At 60.9% G+C, this 18,714-nt stretch carries 14 protein-coding genes, 1 other RNA gene and 3 pseudogenes; 11 read left to right on the forward strand and 7 right to left on the reverse strand.

The genetic code is table 11. The features are described 5' to 3' along the window. Positions 1 to 16: 16 nt before the first annotated feature. The gene (locus UB23_RS14805; protein ID WP_045060061.1) at positions 17 to 784 is read right to left on the reverse strand and encodes a GntR family transcriptional regulator; all 768 of its coding nucleotides are present in this window, start codon (positions 782 to 784) and stop codon (positions 17 to 19) included. Between the two features lie 260 nt (positions 785 to 1,044). On the opposite strand from UB23_RS14805, the gene UB23_RS14810 reads away from it, so the two are divergent. The 7 genes from UB23_RS14810 to ssrA all read left to right on the forward strand — a co-directional run bounded on the left by UB23_RS14810 (position 1,045) and on the right by ssrA (position 9,546). After that, positions 1,045 to 2,739, forward strand: a complete 1,695-nt coding sequence (locus UB23_RS14810; protein ID WP_045060062.1) for a lactate permease LctP family transporter — start codon at positions 1,045 to 1,047, stop codon at positions 2,737 to 2,739. 151 nt (positions 2,740 to 2,890) lie between these two features. Beyond that, on the forward strand, positions 2,891 to 3,715 hold the full coding sequence (locus UB23_RS14815) for a (Fe-S)-binding protein (RefSeq protein WP_045060063.1): 825 nt from the start codon (positions 2,891 to 2,893) through the stop codon (positions 3,713 to 3,715). After that, on the forward strand, positions 3,712 to 5,166 hold the full coding sequence (locus UB23_RS14820; protein ID WP_045060064.1) for a LutB/LldF family L-lactate oxidation iron-sulfur protein: 1,455 nt from the start codon (positions 3,712 to 3,714) through the stop codon (positions 5,164 to 5,166). Before UB23_RS14815 ends, UB23_RS14820 begins: the two co-directional genes overlap by 4 nt. Then, complete coding sequence (locus UB23_RS14825; protein ID WP_045060065.1) at positions 5,166 to 5,837, forward strand: LutC/YkgG family protein; 672 nt, start codon at positions 5,166 to 5,168, stop codon at positions 5,835 to 5,837. The genes UB23_RS14820 and UB23_RS14825 overlap by 1 nt, the downstream gene beginning before the upstream one ends. Further along, positions 5,834 to 8,644, forward strand: a complete 2,811-nt coding sequence (locus UB23_RS14830) for an FAD-binding and (Fe-S)-binding domain-containing protein (RefSeq protein ID WP_045060066.1) — start codon at positions 5,834 to 5,836, stop codon at positions 8,642 to 8,644. Before UB23_RS14825 ends, UB23_RS14830 begins: the two co-directional genes overlap by 4 nt. A 125-nt stretch (positions 8,645 to 8,769) precedes the next feature. Then, the gene (locus UB23_RS14835; protein ID WP_045060067.1) at positions 8,770 to 9,051 is read left to right on the forward strand and encodes a hypothetical protein; all 282 of its coding nucleotides are present in this window, start codon (positions 8,770 to 8,772) and stop codon (positions 9,049 to 9,051) included. Positions 9,052 to 9,149: 98 nt separating this feature from the next. Next, positions 9,150 to 9,546, forward strand: a transfer-messenger RNA (tmRNA) gene (gene ssrA, locus UB23_RS28580). A gap of 328 nt (positions 9,547 to 9,874) precedes the next feature. On the opposite strand, the gene UB23_RS14840 is transcribed toward ssrA, so the two are convergent. Next, positions 9,875 to 10,156, reverse strand: a complete 282-nt coding sequence (locus tag UB23_RS14840; RefSeq protein WP_045060068.1) for a DUF3077 domain-containing protein — start codon at positions 10,154 to 10,156, stop codon at positions 9,875 to 9,877. Between the two features lie 664 nt (positions 10,157 to 10,820). Between UB23_RS14840 and UB23_RS30275 the strand changes: the two are divergent. Then, a pseudogene (locus tag UB23_RS30275) lies at positions 10,821 to 10,955 on the forward strand (integrase); the annotation flags it as partial. Between the two features lie 144 nt (positions 10,956 to 11,099). Continuing rightward, positions 11,100 to 11,336, forward strand: a pseudogene (locus UB23_RS29400) (hypothetical protein); the annotation flags it as partial. Between the two features lie 36 nt (positions 11,337 to 11,372). On the opposite strand, the gene UB23_RS28020 reads toward UB23_RS29400, so the two are convergent. The 5 genes from UB23_RS28020 to UB23_RS14865 form a co-directional block, all read right to left on the reverse strand. Continuing rightward, positions 11,373 to 12,014, reverse strand: a complete 642-nt coding sequence (locus UB23_RS28020; protein WP_052672996.1) for a glycine zipper domain-containing protein — start codon at positions 12,012 to 12,014, stop codon at positions 11,373 to 11,375. Between the two features lie 32 nt (positions 12,015 to 12,046). Next, on the reverse strand, positions 12,047 to 13,696 hold the full coding sequence (locus UB23_RS14850; RefSeq protein WP_045060069.1) for a hypothetical protein: 1,650 nt from the start codon (positions 13,694 to 13,696) through the stop codon (positions 12,047 to 12,049). Next, positions 13,693 to 14,547, reverse strand: a complete 855-nt coding sequence (locus tag UB23_RS14855) for a hypothetical protein (protein ID WP_045060070.1) — start codon at positions 14,545 to 14,547, stop codon at positions 13,693 to 13,695. The genes UB23_RS14850 and UB23_RS14855 overlap by 4 nt, the downstream gene beginning before the upstream one ends. Positions 14,548 to 14,932: 385 nt before the next feature. Next, a complete protein-coding gene (locus tag UB23_RS14860) occupies positions 14,933 to 15,760 on the reverse strand; it encodes a phosphatase PAP2 family protein (RefSeq protein ID WP_045060071.1) in 828 nt (275 codons plus the stop codon). Next, entirely contained in the window at positions 15,757 to 16,428 is a 672-nt protein-coding gene (locus UB23_RS14865; protein ID WP_045060097.1) for a histidine phosphatase family protein, read from the reverse strand. The genes UB23_RS14860 and UB23_RS14865 overlap by 4 nt, the downstream gene beginning before the upstream one ends. A 458-nt stretch (positions 16,429 to 16,886) precedes the next feature. On the opposite strand from UB23_RS14865, the pseudogene UB23_RS30765 reads away from it, so the two are divergent. Both UB23_RS30765 and UB23_RS30770 read left to right on the forward strand, forming a co-directional pair. Then, a pseudogene (locus UB23_RS30765) lies at positions 16,887 to 17,813 on the forward strand (methyl-accepting chemotaxis protein); the annotation flags it as partial. Further along, positions 17,808 to 18,671: a methyl-accepting chemotaxis protein gene (locus tag UB23_RS30770; protein WP_442963629.1), complete on the forward strand. Its 864-nt coding sequence runs from the start codon at positions 17,808 to 17,810 to the stop codon at positions 18,669 to 18,671. The pseudogene UB23_RS30765 and the gene UB23_RS30770, both read left to right, overlap by 6 nt. Positions 18,672 to 18,714: the final 43 nt, after the last annotated feature.

Genomic DNA, 18,714 nt, shown 5'->3' on the forward strand with positions numbered 1-18,714 from the left:
TTGCACTCAAAATCGTTCACATCCCCTTGCGCCGCTCCGCCCGAGCCATGCGCTGCACTTCCTGACGCACTTCCTCCAGCACCTCCTGCACATACAGGATATGCCTGCTGGACACCTCTCGCGCCTGCTCGGCACGCCCCTCGATAATCGCCAGGTACAGCTCCCGATGCTGAGTGATCAGCATGTCGCGGGTTTCCGTGCGCTGTTTGTACATCCCGCCGATATTGGTCACGACATTACGCTTGAGCAGATCGAACAGCCCGCGAATCGTGTGCAACAACACGGCGTTGTGGCTGGCTTCGGCAATCGCCAGGTGAAATTTCGCATCAGCGGCGCCTTCTTCCGCGCGACTGATTTCATCGTGTCGCGTGTAGCAGTCCTGCAATTGAGTGAATGCCGCAGTCAGGCGCTCGCGATCAACATCGGTAGCGCGCAGCGCTGCGTAATAGGCGCATGAAGCTTCCAGGGTGTGGCGAAACTCCAGCAAATCGCGCTGTGCCTCGGGATTGCTTTCCAGCAGATGCAGCAACGGATCGCTGAACGTCGTGCCCAGGGATTCCACCACATAGTTGCCACCGCCCTGACGACTGACCAGCAAGCCCTTGGCCGCCAGTTTCTGGATCGCTTCGCGTAAAGACGGCCGCGAAACGCCGAATTGCTCGGCCAGCGCACGCTCGGCAGGCAAGCGCTCACCGGCCTTCAGCGTGCCCTCGAGAATCATCCCCTCGAGCTGCTCGACAATATCGTCAGACAAACGGCGCTGCCGAATCTGATCAAACCCCATGACTCATTTCTCCACGATCCCGACCACTCGCCGGGCTCTCTATTCTGGCCTATCGGCGCTGCGCAGGCACCTGCCGGACACTGTTTAGTCGAACGAAAAATCGACCCGCCAGGCGCACCTAAGACGAAAGTTTGCGGGCGGCAAATTGACACACCCCTAGAAGGCTTTTACTCTAGCCAACAGCGATTGTAAATTGGTATTACCAATTATCCAAGCACGCTGACCAGTGCCTGACCAACAACAATTAGGGGCCACCCCATATGCAAACCTGGCAACAGCTCTATACCCCGCTCGGCAGCCTAGGCTTCTCCGCGCTCGCCGCCGTTATCCCCATCGTGTTTTTCTTCCTGGCGTTGGCGGTGTTCCGCCTCAAAGGGCACGTGGCCGGCAGTATCACGCTGGCGTTGTCCATCGCCGTCGCAATCTTCGCTTTCCAGATGCCCGTGGACATGGCGTTCGCCGCCGCAGGCTATGGCTTCGCCTACGGTCTGTGGCCGATTGCGTGGATCATTGTCGCCGCTGTGTTCCTCTACAAACTGACGGTCAAGAGTGGTCAGTTCGAGGTCATCCGCAGCTCGGTGTTGTCGATCACCGACGACCAGCGTTTGCAGGTTCTGCTGATCGGTTTCTGCTTCGGTGCGTTCCTGGAAGGTGCTGCCGGTTTCGGTGCGCCGGTAGCGATTACCGCCGCATTGCTGGTAGGACTCGGCTTCAACCCACTGTACGCCGCGGGCCTGTGCCTGATCGCCAACACCGCGCCAGTGGCCTTCGGCGCCTTGGGGATTCCGATCATCGTGGCCGGGCAAGTGACCGGCATCGACGCGTTCAAGATCGGCGCCATGACCGGTCGCCAACTGCCGCTGCTGTCGCTGTTCGTGCCGTTCTGGCTGGTGTTCATGATGGATGGCCTGCGCGGCGTTCGTGAGACCTGGCCTGCTGCGCTGGTCGCCGGTTTGAGCTTTGCCATCACTCAATACTTCACGTCGAACTTTATCGGCCCTGAGCTGCCGGACATCACCTCGGCCCTGGTCAGCCTGATTTCCCTGACGCTGTTCCTGAAAGTCTGGCAGCCAAAACGCGCCGCCGGCCAACACATCGCCGGTGCCGTCTCGGCTTCGGTGGTGACCGCCAGCGCCGGTGGTTTCGGCCAACCGCGCACCAGCGTGGCATCCCCTTACAGCCTGTTCGAAATCATCAAAGCCTGGTCGCCGTTCCTGATTCTCACCGTGCTGGTCACCATCTGGACCCTCAAACCGTTCAAGGCAATGTTTGCTGCCGGCGGCTCGATGTACAGCTGGGTGTTCAACTTCGCGATTCCGCACCTGGATCAGATGGTGATTAAAGTCGCACCGATCGTGACTGCGCCGACCGCCATTCCAGCGGTATTCAAGCTCGACCCGATTTCCGCCACCGGCACGGCGATTTTCTTCTCCGCTCTGATCTCGATGCTGGTACTGAAGATCAATTTAAAAACTGGTCTTACCACTTTGAGAGAGACCTTCTACGAACTGCGCTGGCCGATTCTGTCCATCGGTATGGTCCTGGCCTTTGCCTTCGTCACCAACTACTCGGGCATGTCTTCGACCATGGCGCTGGTATTGGCAGGCACCGGCGCGGCCTTCCCGTTCTTCTCGCCGTTCCTCGGCTGGCTGGGCGTGTTCCTGACCGGTTCCGACACGTCGTCCAACGCGCTGTTCAGCTCGTTGCAAGCGACCACCGCGCACCAGATCGGCGTCAGTGATGTGCTGCTGGTAGCGGCAAACACCAGTGGCGGCGTGACCGGCAAGATGATCTCGCCGCAATCGATCGCCGTGGCCTGCGCCGCGACCGGCCTGGTGGGCAAGGAGTCGGATCTGTTCCGCTTCACCCTCAAGCACAGCCTGTTCTTTGCAACGATCGTCGGCCTGATCACCTACATCCAGGCCTACTGGCTCACCGGCATGCTGGTGCACTAAGACCTAGAAGCAGCATCGAAAAAACCGACGCCGGACCACGACTCCGGCGTCAGCTATTCACAACCCGGTCTGTAAGGCTGCTGAAAGCTTCCCTCTCTATATTCAGCAGCCTCAGCGGACGGATAACCGGGCCCACCCGGAGACACGCCTGATGAGCGAGCTTTTTTACAACGCCGTGCCGAACGCCCCCCGCGTGGCCCCGCCACTGCCTGAGCCTCGGCAATACCCCAGCGAGAAACCGTCACGGGTCTACCTGTTCGGGACCTGCGTGGTGGATCTGTTCTATCCCGAAGCAGGGATGGATGCGATCCGCTTGCTGGAACGCGAAGGCATTCGGGTCGAGTACCCGCAGGGGCAGAGCTGCTGCGGACAACCGGCCTACACCTCGGGTTACACCGAGCAGGCAAGGACCGTCGCGCGCTCGCAACTGGCGCTGTTCGCCGCAGATTACCCGGTGGTAGTGCCGTCGGGATCCTGTGCCGGGATGTTGCGCGAACACTATGCCGACTTGTTCAAGGACGAGCCGCAAACGCTGAAACAGGTTCAGGCCCTGGCGGCCCGGACGTATGAACTGGCCGAGTTCCTGCTGTTTGTCTGCAAGGTGCAGCTCAAGGACAGCGGCGAGCCGGTAAAAGTGGCGTTGCACACCTCGTGTTCGGCGCGTCGTGAGATGAACACCCACCTGCACGGTCGCGAGTTGTTGTCGCAACTGAGCAACGTGGAGCGAGTCGACCACAGCCACGAAAGTGAATGCTGTGGCTTCGGTGGGACTTTCAGCGTCCGTATGCCAGACATTTCCGGCGCGATGGTGGCTGACAAGACCCGGTCGCTGAAAGAGTCGGGCGCGCACCAGGTACTCAGTGCCGATTGCGGTTGCCTGATGAACATCAACGGCTCGCTGGAGAAACAGAAGGAAGCGTTGCGCGGCCAACACCTGGCCAGTTTCCTCTGGCAGCGAACCGGAGGTGTTCTATGAACGCTTCCGCGATTATTCCTACGGTTGCCGTAGAAGAAGATTTTCGCACCCGAGCCCACACGGCACTGGGTGACCCGCAGTTGCGAAACAACTTTCGCACGGCGATGGATTCACTGATGACAAAAAGGGCAGCGTCTTTCAGCGATGCCCACGAAAGAGAACACCTGCGAGCGCTCGGCAATGCCGTCCGCGCCCGTGCTTTATCCAAGCTGCCCGACCTGCTCGAGCAGCTTGAACAGAACCTGACCCGCAACGGTGTGACAGTGCACTGGGCGGAAACGGTGGACGAGGCCAATGGCATCGTCCTCTCGATCATCCGCGCTCACGAGGGGCGGCAAGTGATCAAGGGCAAATCGATGGTCAGCGAAGAAATGGAGATGAATCATTTCCTTGCTGATCGGGGCATTGAATGCCTGGAATCGGACATGGGCGAGTACATCGTCCAGCTCGACCACGAGAAGCCTTCACACATCATTATGCCGGCAATCCACAAGAATGCCGGTCAGGTCGCGTCCTTGTTCCACGACAAACTTGGCGTGGAGTACACCAAGGACGTTGACCAACTCATTCAGATCGGTCGCAAAGTCCTGCGGCAGAAATTCTTCGAGGCAGACATCGGCGTCTCCGGTGTCAACTTCGCCGTGGCCGAAACCGGCACCCTGCTGCTGGTGGAAAACGAAGGCAACGGGCGCATGACCACCACGGTGCCGCCGGTGCACATTGCCGTCACCGGCATCGAAAAAGTGGTCGAGAACCTGCGCGACGTGGTGCCGCTGCTGTCGCTGCTGACCCGTTCCGCCCTCGGCCAGCCGATCACCACCTACGTCAACATGATCTCCGGCCCGCGCCAGGAACATGAACTCGACGGCCCGCAGGAAGTGCACCTGGTGCTGCTGGACAACGGCCGCAGCCAGGCTTTCGCCGACAGCGAGCTGCGCCAGACCCTCAACTGCATCCGCTGCGGCGCCTGCATGAATCATTGCCCGGTCTACACCCGAATCGGCGGCCACGCCTACGGCGAGGTGTACCCAGGGCCCATCGGCAAAATCATCACCCCGCACCTGGTGGGCCTGGCGAAGGTTCCGGACCACCCCAGCGCATCGTCGCTGTGCGGGGCGTGCGGTGAAGTCTGCCCGGTCAAAATTCCTATCCCCGCGTTGCTGCGTCGCCTGCGCGAAGAGAACGTCAAGGCCCCCGACAGCCCGAACCCGGTCATGCGCGGCCAGGGCAGCAAGTATTCGCGCAAGGAACGCTTCATCTGGAATGCCTGGGCCAGGCTCAACAGTTCACCGGCGCTCTATCGCCTGTTCGGCTTCTTCGCCACCCGCCTGCGCGCCCTCACACCGACCCGCCTGGGCCCGTGGACACAAAACCACAGCGCGCCAAAGCCGGCAGCCCGTTCATTGCACGACATGGCCCGCGAACATCTGGCCAGACAGGGAGATCGCTGATGAGTGCCAAGCACAATATCCTCGGCAAGTTACGCAACAGTCTGACGGGAACCACGCCGGTGCCTGACGACTTCGACGTCGAACTGCTGACAGCGCCCTACACCTACGCGCCCGAACAACGCATCCCGCAACTGCGCAAGCTGATGGAAGCGGTGCACACCGAGATCCACCTGACGTGCGATGAACAGTGGCCGGCACTGCTCGCGCAACTGGTCAAGGATCGCCAGCTACCCAGCTTGCTGATCGCACCGACCACTGCACACGGCCAACGCGTCACTCAGCATTGGGCGAACAATCCGCAGCTGCCAACACTCAAATCCTACAATCGTCCGATCGAGGAATGGAAAGCCGAGCTGTTCCACGACACGCCGGCCAGCCTGACCACGACCCTGGGTGCCATCGCCGCCACCGGCAGCCTGATCCTCTGGCCAACCCGGGAAGAGCCGCGATTGATGAGCCTGGTGCCGCCGGTGCATTTCGCCCTGCTGAAGGCGAGCGAAATCCGCGACAACTTCTACCAGGTGCAACAGGAATTCGAGTGGGCCCAAGGCATGCCGACCAACGCCTTGCTGGTGTCCGGCCCGTCGAAGACTGCTGACATCGAACAAGTGCTGGCCTACGGCGCCCACGGTCCGAAAGACCTGGTGGTTTTGATTCTGGAGGACCAATGACTTTACCGGCGGCTTTCCTGCGAGACGCGCAACAACTGATCCCCCAGAAGCGGCGCTTCGACGACCCGCTGTCGACGCTGGCCTTCGGTACCGACGCCAGCTTCTACCGGCTGATTCCCCAGCTGGTGATTCGGGTCGAGTCCGAAGACGAAGTGGTCGCACTGCTGAAGCTGGCGCAACGGGACCAGGTTTCGGTGACCTTCCGCGCGGCGGGCACCAGCCTGTCCGGCCAGGCAATCAGCGACTCGGTGCTGATCGTACTTGGGGATAACTGGAACGGCCGCGAGATTCGCGGCCAGGGCACACAAATCCGCCTGCAACCGGGCGTAATCGGCGCACAGGCCAACGCATGGCTGGCGCCGTTCGGACGCAAGATCGGCCCGGACCCGGCGTCGATCAACGCCTGCAAAATCGGCGGCATCGTCGCCAACAACGCCAGCGGCATGTGTTGCGGCACTGCGCAAAACACCTATCACACCCTGGCCGGCATTCGCCTGGTGCTGGCTGACGGCAGCCGCCTCGACACCGAAGACGCGGCCAGTGTCGCGGCATTCCGCCAGAGCCACGCAGCCCTGTTGGAGCGCCTGGCCACGCTGGGCCGTGAAACCCGCGCCAATACCGAACTGGCGGCAAGAATTCGCCACAAATACCGTCTGAAAAATACCACCGGCCTGTCACTCAACGCCCTGGTGGATTTCGACGAGCCTGTGGATATCTTGAGCCACCTGCTGGTGGGCTCCGAAGGCACGCTGGGCTTTATCAGCGCCGTGACCTACGACACCGTGATCGACCACCCCAACAAGGCCTCGGCACTGATCGTCTTCCCGGACGTTGAAACCTGCTGCAACGCGGTCAGCGTGCTGAAAAGCCAGCCGGTGTCCGCCGTGGAACTGCTCGACCGCCGCAGCCTGCGTTCGGTGCAGGACAAACCCGGCATGCCGGCTTTCGTACAGCAGCTGTCGAACAATGCCTGCGCCCTGCTGATCGAATCCCGCGCCGCGTCATCGAGTTTGCTGCAGGAACAACTGGCGCTGATCATGGCGTCGTTGACTTCCTTCCCCGTGGAAAAACAAGTCGATTTCACTGAAGACCCGGTCGAGAACGCCCGCCTCTGGGCGATCCGCAAGGACACCTTCCCCGCCGTCGGCGCCGTGCGTAAAACCGGCACCACGGTCATCATCGAAGACGTCACCTTCCCCGTGGAACAGCTGGCCAGCGGCGTAAACCGCCTGATCGAGCTGTTCGACAAACATCATTACGACGAAGCGATCCTCTTCGGCCACGCCCTGGAAGGCAACCTGCACTTCGTCTTCACCCAAGGCTTCAACAACCCGCAAGAAGTCGCGCGCTACCAGGCGTTCATGGACGACGTGGCGCAACTGGTCGCCGTGGAATTTGGCGGTTCGCTCAAGGCCGAACACGGCACCGGCCGCAACATGGCCCCCTTCGTTGAACTGGAATGGGGCAGCGATGCCTACCAGTTGATGTGGCAGCTCAAGCGCCTGCTGGATCCCGCCGGCGTCCTCAACCCGGACGTGGTACTCAGCGAAGACCCGCAGATCCATCTCAAGCACCTCAAGCCCTTGCCCGCCGCCGACGAGATTGTGGACAAGTGCATCGAGTGCGGCTTTTGCGAACCCGTGTGCCCGTCCAAGGGCCTGACCCTGAGCCCGCGCCAGCGCATCGTGATCTGGCGCGATATCCAGGCGAAAAAACGCGCCGGTGTCGACACCACAGAGCTGGAAGCCGCTTACGAATACCAGGGCATCGACACCTGCGCCGCCACCGGGTTGTGCGCACAGCGCTGCCCGGTAGGCATCAATACCGGCGAACTGGTGAAGAAGCTGCGTAGCCGCAAAGCAACCAGTAAGAAAACCGCCGACTGGCTGGAAGGCAATTTCGCCACCGCCCTGCAAGGCGCGCGCTTCACCCTGCACGTGGCCAACGGCGCCCGGATGCTCCTGGGTGCGCCGCGACTGGCGAAGGTGTCAGCGGCACTCAGCAAATTATCCAGAGGCCAGGTCCCGCAGTGGTCCAACGCCATGCCCCAGCCGGAAAAAGCCATTCGCTTCAGCCCGACCCTCTCGGACGACCGCCCCCGGGTGGTCTATCTGGCCGCCTGCGTCTCGCGTGTGATGGGCCCGGCAGCCGGTGATAACGAGCAAATGTCGCTCTACGACAAAACCCGCGGCCTGCTGGAAAAGGCCGGCTACCAGGTCGTGTTCCCAGACAACCTGGACAGCCTCTGCTGCGGACAGCCTTTCGCTTCCAAGGGTTACGCCGAGCAGGCCGAACACAAGCGCCAGGAACTCATCGGCGCACTGTTGCACGCCAGCCGCGGCGGGCTCGACCCGATCTACTGCGACACCAGCCCCTGCACCTTGCGCCTGGTCCAGGACCTGGGCGAAGTGCGCCTGGACCTGTACGACCCGGTTCGATTCATCCGCACCCACCTGATGGATCGTCTCGACTTCACCCCGCAGCAAGCGCCCATCGCCGTCCACGTCACCTGCAGCACCCAGCACCTGGGCGAGAGCCAGGCGCTGATCGACCTGGCGCGCAAATGCAGCACCAACGTGGTCATTCCGGAAGGCATTCACTGCTGCGGTTTTGCCGGCGACAAGGGCTTCACCACCCCGGAACTTAACGCGCACTCGCTGCGCTCGCTCAAGGACGCCGTGCAGCACTGCAGCGAAGGCATATCCACCAGCCGCACCTGTGAAATCGGCCTCAGCCAACACGGTGGAATCGACTACCACGGGCTGGTCTACCTCGTGGACCGCGTCACCCGAACGCGAGCGACCTGAAGAAAAATAGAACCCTTGCGCCTGGTTGTAGTCAACCAAGTAACCCGGCCCTGCCGGGCTCACCCAAACTCGGCAGCCCGTCCTGACGCCGGCCAAGCCCGGCGCCTCAGTTCAAGGAGATACACATGAAACGTTCTGTACTGTTAGGTCTGTTCGTTACTGCTTCCATGATGGCCTCCACCTCCTTCGCCGCGACTGAAGACCTGTGCGAAGTGAATCTGCAGACCATCGCCAATGCCAAGTCGCAGATCCAGGCGCCGGAAATCCAGACCCGTGTCGAGGCCAGCGTCCAGCAAGCCAAGGCGCACCAGGCCATGAACACCAAGGAAGGCACCGAGAAGTGCATCGCTGAGACCACCCAGACTATCCAGGACATCCAGAACGCCAGCAGCGGCAGCAATAAATGACCCATTCCCGGAAGGCGTACCTTCGGGTTGGCCTTCCGGGTTGGTTTGCCGTACACTGTACAGGCTTGTTGCTCACCAGATTCACGAGCAATGAGTTCGGGGCCGTTTAGGATTCGACGCCGGTCGCGAAACTTTAGGTGCATGCCGAGTTGGTAACAGAACTCGTAAATCCACTGTTGCAACTTCTTATAGTTGCCAATGACGAAAAATACAGCCAGGATTACGCTCTCGCTGCGTAAGCAGCCTTAGCCCTGAGCTCCTGGTGCCTTCGGGCCCAGCAATCACTAGGGGATGTCTGTAAACCCGAAGTGATTGTCATATAGAACAGAATCGCCGTGCAGTACGTTGTGGACGAAGCGGCTAAAACTTACACAACTCGCCCAAAGCACCCTGCCCTTCGGGTCGCTGCGGGTTAACTTAATAGAAACGGCTACGCATGTAGTACCGACAGCGGAGTACTGGCGGACGGGGGTTCAAATCCCCCCGGCTCCACCAAATCAACGAAAAAAGACGTCTTAGGACGTCTTTTTTTGTGCGTGGAATTCAGTGCAAGTATGGGTTTCAGGCGATTGGCTTCCGCAGATGCTTTTTGAATTCCAGGCGCTTTGGTGTCCCGTTGGTATCCCGAGCCTGAAGATTCGAGCAGCCACACCAATCCCCAAGACCTTCAAGGCCCCCAGCCTCACCCCACATCAATTGCTATCAGCGAACAAAAGCCCACCCCCAAACACCACCTCCTGTGGGAGCGGGCTTGCCCGCGAAAGCGCCAGATCATCCAAAACAAATCCAAATGACCCAGCACCATCGCAAGCCCACCTTCAGACTAATCTCCAGAATCCTCCCGCTCCCGCATCAAAACCTTCAACGAATCATCAACCAGCGCCTTACCCATAGCCGCCAGATAATGCGCAGCCCAAGCATGGCGCCCATTGTCCTTCGCATAAGCCGCATCCTCAGTCAGCGATTTGGCAAGGCAAAGAAAATCGGAAGCCATCGACAACGCATCACCAATGGGCACGCCACCAATGACGTGAAACATTGCTTGATTACCGAGGTAGATCGCGGGGGTGAAGCCGATGGTTTTGAGTTCGGGATTGTCGGTCATTTGCCACCTCCAGAGAGGGAGATGCAGTGGCCGAGGGTGGAAGGTGGGGCGTTACGCCACTGGGAACTGCGAAGAGGGGGAAGCCAAACTTCGTACGGTTTAATTCTGCGCATTATCCAACTCCTTGATATGAGGAGCTGCCACGTTCGTTTCCACACGAATGGGTGACAGCTGTGCGCAGGGTGGAAAACCGGTAATCAAGGAAACCGGCACGCCCGAAGACGTCCCACGCACAGCCGCCATAACTCACGCCGCAGGCATAAAAAGACCTGCAGACATGATGGGAGCGCTGTTGCGCCTTGAATTACTCGGGTTTCCACACCCGGTCGCTGAGTTTGCAGCGACGGCGAAAGGGTATCGCGAGCGTTCCTCCCCTGCAACCACTGACAGCCTTGGACTGAATCCCGCAACCCACGAGATGACGCCTGAAGCGCTTCGCGGCGTGCGGGCTAACAGTCGGTTTGTTTCGTAACAGATCTTTGCAAGTATGCATCAGTCCCTGGCGCGCTCAGGAAGGGCAGACATTGATTTAGCAGTTAAACCACGCAGGCATTAATCCCAATCGCTACCGCCCCCCTGGGTCTGGCTTAGTTAGGGATTACGTTCAGACCGTCTTTTTTCTGGTAGAAATGCATTCCTGAAATTCAGAGAAAAGCGCGTACTTCGAGCGGACACCATCGAACGCCGGCGTCCGATGGTGGTTTGGTGGAGCGAGTACATCCAAAAAGCGCCGACAGGCAATTTGTCGGTGACGACTATCCTCGCAGACAGAAGCGCGATAGTCGTACCGACACACTGATCGTTAACTGTCCCTGGTGGTGATGCAACTGGGCGTCAGAGGACCTGGAGGTCTCGCACCGCTTCCGTGTGCTGACTGGCAACCCGCAACAGCGTCTGTGTCGCACCTGCCTGTTATGGGCGGGCCGTATGTGGGCATCCTCGGATGCGCCGGGGTCCAACTAGCCGGTACGCCAACCCATACGGTTCCGCCCACCCTGATTGGCGTCCGGAGGTTGAGCGCCTCATTCGCAAGCTCGACACTGACCAGTATCGTTTTCTTCGGCTGAACTACCACGGTGAAATTCAGGATACGTTGATGGTGAGCGAATCCGGCGTGTATGCGCTCATGATCTATCACCACATCCCTGAAAACCAAAATCTTCGGCAGTGGTTGACGCATGAGGTCATTCCCGCACTACACGGCCTTGAATCAGGTTTACACCTGGGCGCTCGGCATCACCTGGATCGCCGATTGGGTGCCACGTGTCAGCTCGCGGTACTCGTAGGTCACCTTGTCAGGCGCGACCTTGCCGGTGTAACCCTTCTTGATGTTGGCGACGATGTAGTTGAAGTCGCTCTTGCTGCGGGTGGTGACCACAATGTTGGCCTTGCTGCTGGCGCTGGACACGTAGTTACCCACTTGCGACAGCGGCTGCTTGAGGCGGTTGTCGCGCTTTTTCACCAGAGCCTGCGGCACGTTGACCTGCATCGAGTCCATGCTTTCGACACTGGCGGCCCCGACGTCATTGCGCTTGTCCGCGGGTACCGCTTCCTGGCGGGTTGTCAGTTGCACGACCGCGACATCACCCGACTGGCGCTCGATGGCCGCCTTGGCCTGACGGGCGTTTTCCAGGTCCTTCTGACGACCCACGTAATAGCCTGTTGGCGCGCCCAGGGCCGCGCCGATGGCGCAACCGGCGCCAGGGTTGCCACCCGTCCCGGCGGCAATCGCGGCACCGCCAATGCAACCGAGCACACCGCCGACCGCCGTGCTGCCAATGGGCGAGTTCTGGCAACCACTTAACAACAAACCGGTACAGGCGAGCAACAGGGTCGATACAGCAAGCGCGCGCGACAAGGGCGACTCCTTTCGAGACTGGATATGAGCATTCATTGAGGCTGATAACCGTAGGTCAAGCCCCCGAGCAGGTGCAGGCGCACCCGTTCGTTAAGCGGGTAAAACACCGGCTGGACCTGCGCCGTCCACTGCACACTGTGGGCGATGATCCAGCCCATGGGCCCAAGTGTGGAGCCGTTCTGCTGCTTGAGGTCGAGAAACAGCCGCTGCTCGGTCACCTTGTTGGTCCAGAGCATCGGCACCGTCAGCACCACCAGCGCGTAGCCGACAAAGGCGGCCGCGTAGAGCCTTGGCGGGACATAACACAGCGCCCTGGTGAAAAAGCCCAGGCACTTGAAGATGTGGGTGAAGGCGCCGAGCAAGGAAAACAACAGGGCGATCATCGGCACAATCAGCGCTCGGTAGCTGTCACGGCCGATCTGCGCCTTTTCGCCTCTGTCGCGGTAGTTTTGCGGGTCGACCAAGCGATCTTCGATCAGCTGCCTGGCATCGAAGCTGATGGTCGGCCGGTACACGGTTTGCTCGAAGTCGCTGGGCGACAGGTCGGGTTGCAAGGTGATCAAGTACGGCAAGTGCAACGCGTCGCGCCACTTGTTCTGGATCGGCAGCTGCGCAAAAAACTGCCCGCGCGGCAAGCCCGGCTCGATCCAGCGGCCGACCGACTCCAACCCGGCGGCATAGGCGCTACGGGCATCCAGTTGCACGCGCCGGGCCACGGCGCGGTTGAAGCCCGCACGGTCGTTGGGGCGCCAATCGTCGGCCACCGCAATGCCCTTCTCGCGCAGCGACTGACGGACCGTGTTGGCATGGCGGTTCGGCACATTGTTGGGGGTCAGGCGGCGGTTGCGTTGCTTGAGGCTCTGCACGTAATCGTTCCAGGCCTGCTGCTGGTGCCTGGCGATGGACGCCGCGCTGATCGCCTCCAGGTAGCGCCGGCTGCCCTGCTGGTACTGGCGATAGCTTTCATCCAGCTCGGCGAGGGAGTCCTGGTAGCGGCGATAATTAACCTCGGCATCGCCGCGCACGGTTTCGGCGAACAACTCGAAGAACGGCTGCGCCTGTGGCTTGATGCTCTCCGTCAGGTGATCCTTCGACAGCAGCATGATGGGCAGCGTCGCCAGCAGGGTCTTGCCCTCGGGGCGCTGCAAATCCTCAGTCGTGAGATCCAGACCCGTCAGGCCGAAATCGCGATGCACCATCAAGTACGTCATCGGCACGCCCAAGGCCGCGCGCGCTCGCTCATCGGGCGTCGAGCGATCCACCAGGTGATTGACCAGCGCCAACTGCGCAAAGTACGTAGTACCCACGCAGCCGACGATCACCAGGGCCGCCCAGATCGTCGTGCGAAGACGGCTCCAGCCCATGCGCAAACTCTTCTTCAGCACCGAGCCCAACCCCAGCAGGGCCACCGCCGTGCCGGCGATCAAGCGTCCGTAGACCTCGATGGACTCCACTTGATGTTGACTGGCCAGGCCGCCGACTACGTCCAGCAAACGAGCGTTGAAGCCCATTTCGACCATCAGGTACAGCAGCGTCAGGGTTAGCATCACCAGGACCAGCACACGTTCCTGGCGCCGTGGCAGGGGGTTCTTGTCTTTGCGTAGCCAGTGCATCAACGCACTGGCCAGCGAGCGGCGCCGCGCACGGTGACCCAATCGCTGGAGCAGTGTCAGGCTGGTCACGATTCGGTCTCCATCCTGGAGATCAGGTTGATCTCTACCCGGCGCCTCGGTGGCGTAGTCGCCTGGGCATGTTTGACGACCGCATCAGCCACCGGTTGCGGTAGCTGGGAAGGAATCGGCACTTTGGCTGGCGGTTTGGGCGCAGGCTTGGGTACTGGGGCAGGCACGGTCACCTTGGGGTTGGGCGCAGGCGGCGCGGAAGGCTTGGTGCGCGCAGTGGCCACGGGGGTCGCTGCGGTAGTGGGCACCGGCGCGGGCTTGGCGGCCACTGGTGGCCTGGGTGCGGGTGCGGGTGCGGGTGCAGCGGCAACCGCCGGCCGGGCCTTGGACAGGCCCTGCAGCAGCCCCGGCAGGTCGACCTTCATCGGCCCGCGGAAATTCTTGTCCTTCGAGGAATAGGTCCAGGCCTCGGAGCGTCGGTCATTCATCTGCATGGCGACGAAACTCTTGCCGTCCTCACTGCGCTGGAAGGCCAGCATGTCGCCACAGCTCCCCAGTCGATAAGGGCCCCAGACTGTCTTCCCGGAGATCACTATCAAGGCGGTTTGGGAGTCGCACTGCGCGGTGCGATAGCTCATGACCACCGCCGTGTCGCCGTCCAGCTCCATCGTGGTTTCGACGGTGCTTTCACGCCAGTCGTCCGGCAGTTGCACCTGCATCTTGCGCTCATGCAGGCTCAAGTACGCTTGGCCAGCGGGGGTTTCCATGTGACTGAAAGGCCCGGCCACCGAATTGAAGCGACCGATCACCTGGTCGGCCTGCACCCCGAACGCGCTGCACAGCAGTACAAGCAACACACCGCGAGTAATTAGGCGGCCCAGCGTTCGCAGGGCTCTGATGGGTCTCAACATGGTCTTCCTTAACCGGGTACCTGGGCGCGCCGACATTCCGCTACGCGCCAGGATGCTAGCATAAAGCCACAAATTCGCGATAACCCTGCTTGCCGGTTGGACGACCCAGAGCCCCTTGCGGGAGCGCATCTGCGATGGGCGCTACGCCTGCGAAAGCGTGGAGTCACTGCTAATTGATCCAGCCCAGGCCCAGAGGACAACTTCTAAACTTGATGAGCAGTGCGCAGTGCGGATGAATTTTTCTTCACCCCACTGCACGGCGGCAACCGGTACATTGGCCCCGCTCATTCAAGAAACTACGGTTTGCCCGCCCTCCCGCGGGCTTTTTTTTGTCTGCGGGAAAAAAGATCGCAGCCTCGTTTCACTTGGCAGCTCCTACGGGGGGTTATGGGAGCGAACTTGCTGGCGAGAGCACCGCCTCGGGTGATCGCGCCTGCGTCACGGGCACTTCCAGCCGCGCGCGACCGTAGAACGCCAGCGCCGTCAGCAGGCAGGCCAGCCACACGAAGATCCCGGCCCAGAAGGTGTGGGACATGTAGTGCCACCCTTGCAGGACTCGGGTGGTGCCGTACACGAAACCCAGCGCCAGCGAGCCGTACATCAGCGCCTTGGAATAGCGCCAGCGATAACGACGCGCCACGAAGTACAGCGCCAGCATGGTGAAACCACCCGAGGCATGCCCGCCTGGCCAGCAGCGCCCTTCACCCGCGACTTTGAGCAGGTCGAAGTTCTGGTACCACTCCTTGTGCTCGATCTTGCCGCCGTACTGGGTGGTTTCAATCGGGCAGTACACGCTGGTGTGGCCCTTGAGGTAGTGGATCACGCCGGTGCTGATGGAAAACGCGAACACCACGTACAGGAAATCCCGACGGTGCCTGGTGGCAAATCGCAGCACCGGGGCCAGCTTGATTCGCTCCAGGAAGCGGATGAGCTTCGCATGCTTTTCAGCCTTCAGACGCGGCCATAAAAAGGACAGCAAGGCGCCGACGATTGCGATTTCACCGGTCCAGTTGGGGATGATGCGCGCCCATTTATGCGTGATTTTTTCGAACAGGTGCACGTGGTCCAGCGGGAAAGTCTGGCTGACCGGGTCATAAAAAAGATCATTGAAGGCGATGTCGATTCGGGTCAGGTCGAACAGCAGGAACACCGCGACGGCGAGGGCCAGCGGGATACCGAAATTGAAGGCATAGAAGCGCATGGATCGGCTCATTGGGTGGTCACCGAGCGCCAGTCGGAAGCTTCTACGAAGCCCAGCATGCGCGGCACGGTAAAGGCTTGGGCAGAGATGAACAGCGACGCCCCGTAACCGAGGGTCGAGACGGGCAGCTTGAGGTCTTTTTCCAGTTGCGCCATGCACTCGCTGTGCGTGACCAGAATCAGGTTGCGGCCCGGTACTTTATGCATCAGTGCATCCTTCAGCATGGTGCCCCGGCAATTGATCAACCACTCTTCACCGGCGCCCACTTTGTTGAACATGTACCCGGCCGTCTGCGCAGTACGCAGTATCGGGCTGTTGTAGACGTCCGCCTTGTCGAGCCCCAACTGCTCGAACTGCGCGCCGACGCCCACCGCGACACTGCGCGAGCGCGAGGTGATGCCGTCCTCGCCACTCAGGCACGCGGCGCTGGAGTGATCGCAACGCTCAACGTGGCGCACCAGGACGATCATGTCGCCCTTGGCCCAGCCATCGAACAATGCCCGGGCGCCAGCAGTATTGCCATGGGCCAGGTCGGGTACGGCGGCGGGTGCCAACAGCCAGAGGGTCAACGGAATCACCAGCAGGGCAGACGCCAGGACCACGACCGTATTTCGATAACGGGTCAGCCAGCTCAGATCAATAGAGCGCTTTATGCCCAACAGACTCAGTCTTAATTCCACATCTGGCCGCCTCGCCGGCATGCATCATCTTCATTTGATGCCGCGAAGTTAGAGAGTGGGGCGTTGGCAGGGGGTGAAACGAATGTGAAAAAAAGCTTAAGAAAAGATCGCAGCCTCGTTTCGCTCGGCAGCTCCTACAGCAGGCCCGCGGCGGGCTCCCTCGTAGGAGCTGCCAAGTGAAACGAGGCTGCGATCTTTTGACCTTCAGTTACCAGGCCAGCTGCCGATACCCCCCCTGCTACCCATTTTTTGCTGGCTCTCAAAAACAACAATCTTCCAGCCTAACGACGATCAAGAAACACAACGTTCCTGGAGGAATTGTGATGAATAGCTGGTTCGGCAACATCAGCGTAAACCTGAAACTGGGCCTGGGATTTGGCCTGGTCCTGGCACTGACCTGCGTCCTCGCCCTGACCGGCTGGACGAGCCTGGGCGGGTTGATTGACCGCAGCAACTGGATGAGCGACATCACCCAGCTCAACGCTGGCCTGACCAAGTTGCGAGTGGTACGCCTGCAATACATGCTGACCAACGGCGACGAAACCGCCGCGCAGAATGTACAGACCACCCTCGACGCGTTTTCCGCCCAGCAACAAGCGTTGCTGGTGAAATTCAAGAGCCCGGAAAACCTCAAGCTGCTGCGCGAGCAAGGCGCTCAGATCGACGCCTACAAAACGTCCCTGAACAAGATGCGCAGTGCCTACCGCTCCGGCAACAGCGCGCGCGACGCCATGGGCGCCAACGCCGAAATCGCCAATTCGCTGATCAATGCCATCAACACTCGCGTGCAGCAAATGCCGCCCGGCGACCAGCGCTTTGAACAGTTCCAGGCCATCACTGCGGCCAAGGAAGCCTTCCTGCTGGCTCGCTACGAAGTGCGCGGCTACACCGCCACCACCAACGGCGAGACCGAGCAAAAAGCGCTCGGCCAACTGGACGCCGCGATTGCCAGCCTGACACCGCTCAACGTGCATTTCGCTGATACTCAGCTCGACGCACTGCGTCAGCTGGAAACCGCGCTGGGCAACTACCGCAGTGCATTGCAGGCTTACAAGAATGCCAGCAGTGAGGCGGTTCAGGCGCGCAAGGAAATGACCGACGAAGGCGCGGCCATCGTGTCCCTGAGCGATCAGCTGTATCAAATCCAGCTCGACCGCCGCGACGTCGAAAGCGCACAGGCGCGCACCCTGCAATTGATCAGCACCCTGCTGGCGCTGCTGGTGGGCATCATTGCCGCTGTGCTCATCACCCGGCAGATCACCGGCCCGCTGCGGGAAACCCTGGCGGTGGTCGAGCGTATTGCCGGAGGCGACCTTTCGCAGGACATCAAGGTCACTCGCCGCGATGAACTGGGCGTGTTGCAACAAGGCATCGCGCGCATGGGCGTGACCCTGCGTGAACTGATCAGCGGCATCCGCGACGGCGTCGCACAGATTGCCAGTGCCGCTGAAGAGCTGTCCGCCGTCACCGAGCAAACCAGCGCCGGCGTCAACAGCCAGAAGGTCGAGACCGATCAGGTGGCCACCGCCATGCACGAGATGACCGCGACTGTGCAGGAGGTGGCGCGCAATGCCGAACAGGCCTCGCAAGCGGCCGCCGCCGCTGATGGCGAAGCGCGTGCAGGCGACAAGGTGGTCAACGAAGCCATTGCGCAGATCGAACGCCTGGCCAGCGAAGTGGCGCGTTCCACCGAAGCCATGAGTGTGCTGCAACAGGAAAGCGACAAGATCGGCAGCGTCATGGACGTGATCAAAGCCGTCGCCGAGCAGACCAATCTGCTTGCCCTCAACGCTGCCATCGAAGCGGCTCGCGCCGGTGAAGCCGGCCGTGGCTTTGCCGTGGTTGCCGATGAGGTTCGCGGGCTGGCCCAGCGCACGCAGAAATCCACCGAGGAGATCGAAGGCCTGGTGGCCGGTTTGCAGAACGGCACCCAGCAGGTATCGACGGTGATGAACAACAGCCGCACCCTGACCGACAGCAGTGTCGCCCTGACCCGCAAGGCTGGCCTGTCCCTGGAGACCATCACCCGCACGGTGTCGAACATCCAGTCGATGAACCAGCAGATCGCCGCCGCGGCCGAACAGCAAAGCGCCGTGGCCGAAGAGATCAGCCGCAGCATCATCAACGTGCGCGACGTGTCTGAACAGACCGCGGCAGCGAGCGACGAGACGGCCAAGTCCAGTGTCGAACTGGCGCGGCTGGGGGGTCAGTTGCAGATGATGGTGAGCCACTTCCGCGTTTGATCACGCGATTGCGGTAAATGGAAGATCGTTTCGCCAAGCACCG

This window comes from Pseudomonas sp. ES3-33 (assembly GCF_000952175.1).
Classification (GTDB): domain Bacteria; phylum Pseudomonadota; class Gammaproteobacteria; order Pseudomonadales; family Pseudomonadaceae; genus Aquipseudomonas; species Aquipseudomonas gregormendelii.

Bases quoted from the DNA above. Each gene is read 5' to 3' on its own strand.
- UB23_RS14805 (WP_045060061.1), bottom strand. From the start codon at position 784: ATGGGGTTTGATCAGATTCGGCAGCGCCGTTTGTCTGACGATATTGTC.
- UB23_RS14810 (WP_045060062.1), top strand. From the start codon at position 1,045: ATGCAAACCTGGCAACAGCTCTATACCCCGCTCGGCAGCCTAGGCTTC.
- UB23_RS14815 (WP_045060063.1), top strand. From the start codon at position 2,891: ATGAGCGAGCTTTTTTACAACGCCGTGCCGAACGCCCCCCGCGTGGCC.
- UB23_RS14820 (WP_045060064.1), top strand. From the start codon at position 3,712: ATGAACGCTTCCGCGATTATTCCTACGGTTGCCGTAGAAGAAGATTTT.
- UB23_RS14825 (WP_045060065.1), top strand. From the start codon at position 5,166: ATGAGTGCCAAGCACAATATCCTCGGCAAGTTACGCAACAGTCTGACG.
- UB23_RS14830 (WP_045060066.1), top strand. From the start codon at position 5,834: ATGACTTTACCGGCGGCTTTCCTGCGAGACGCGCAACAACTGATCCCC.
- UB23_RS14835 (WP_045060067.1), top strand. From the start codon at position 8,770: ATGAAACGTTCTGTACTGTTAGGTCTGTTCGTTACTGCTTCCATGATG.
- UB23_RS14840 (WP_045060068.1), bottom strand. From the start codon at position 10,156: ATGACCGACAATCCCGAACTCAAAACCATCGGCTTCACCCCCGCGATC.
- UB23_RS14855 (WP_045060070.1), bottom strand. From the start codon at position 14,547: ATGTTGAGACCCATCAGAGCCCTGCGAACGCTGGGCCGCCTAATTACT.
- UB23_RS14860 (WP_045060071.1), bottom strand. From the start codon at position 15,760: ATGAGCCGATCCATGCGCTTCTATGCCTTCAATTTCGGTATCCCGCTG.
- UB23_RS30770 (WP_442963629.1), top strand. From the start codon at position 17,808: ATGGGCGTGACCCTGCGTGAACTGATCAGCGGCATCCGCGACGGCGTC.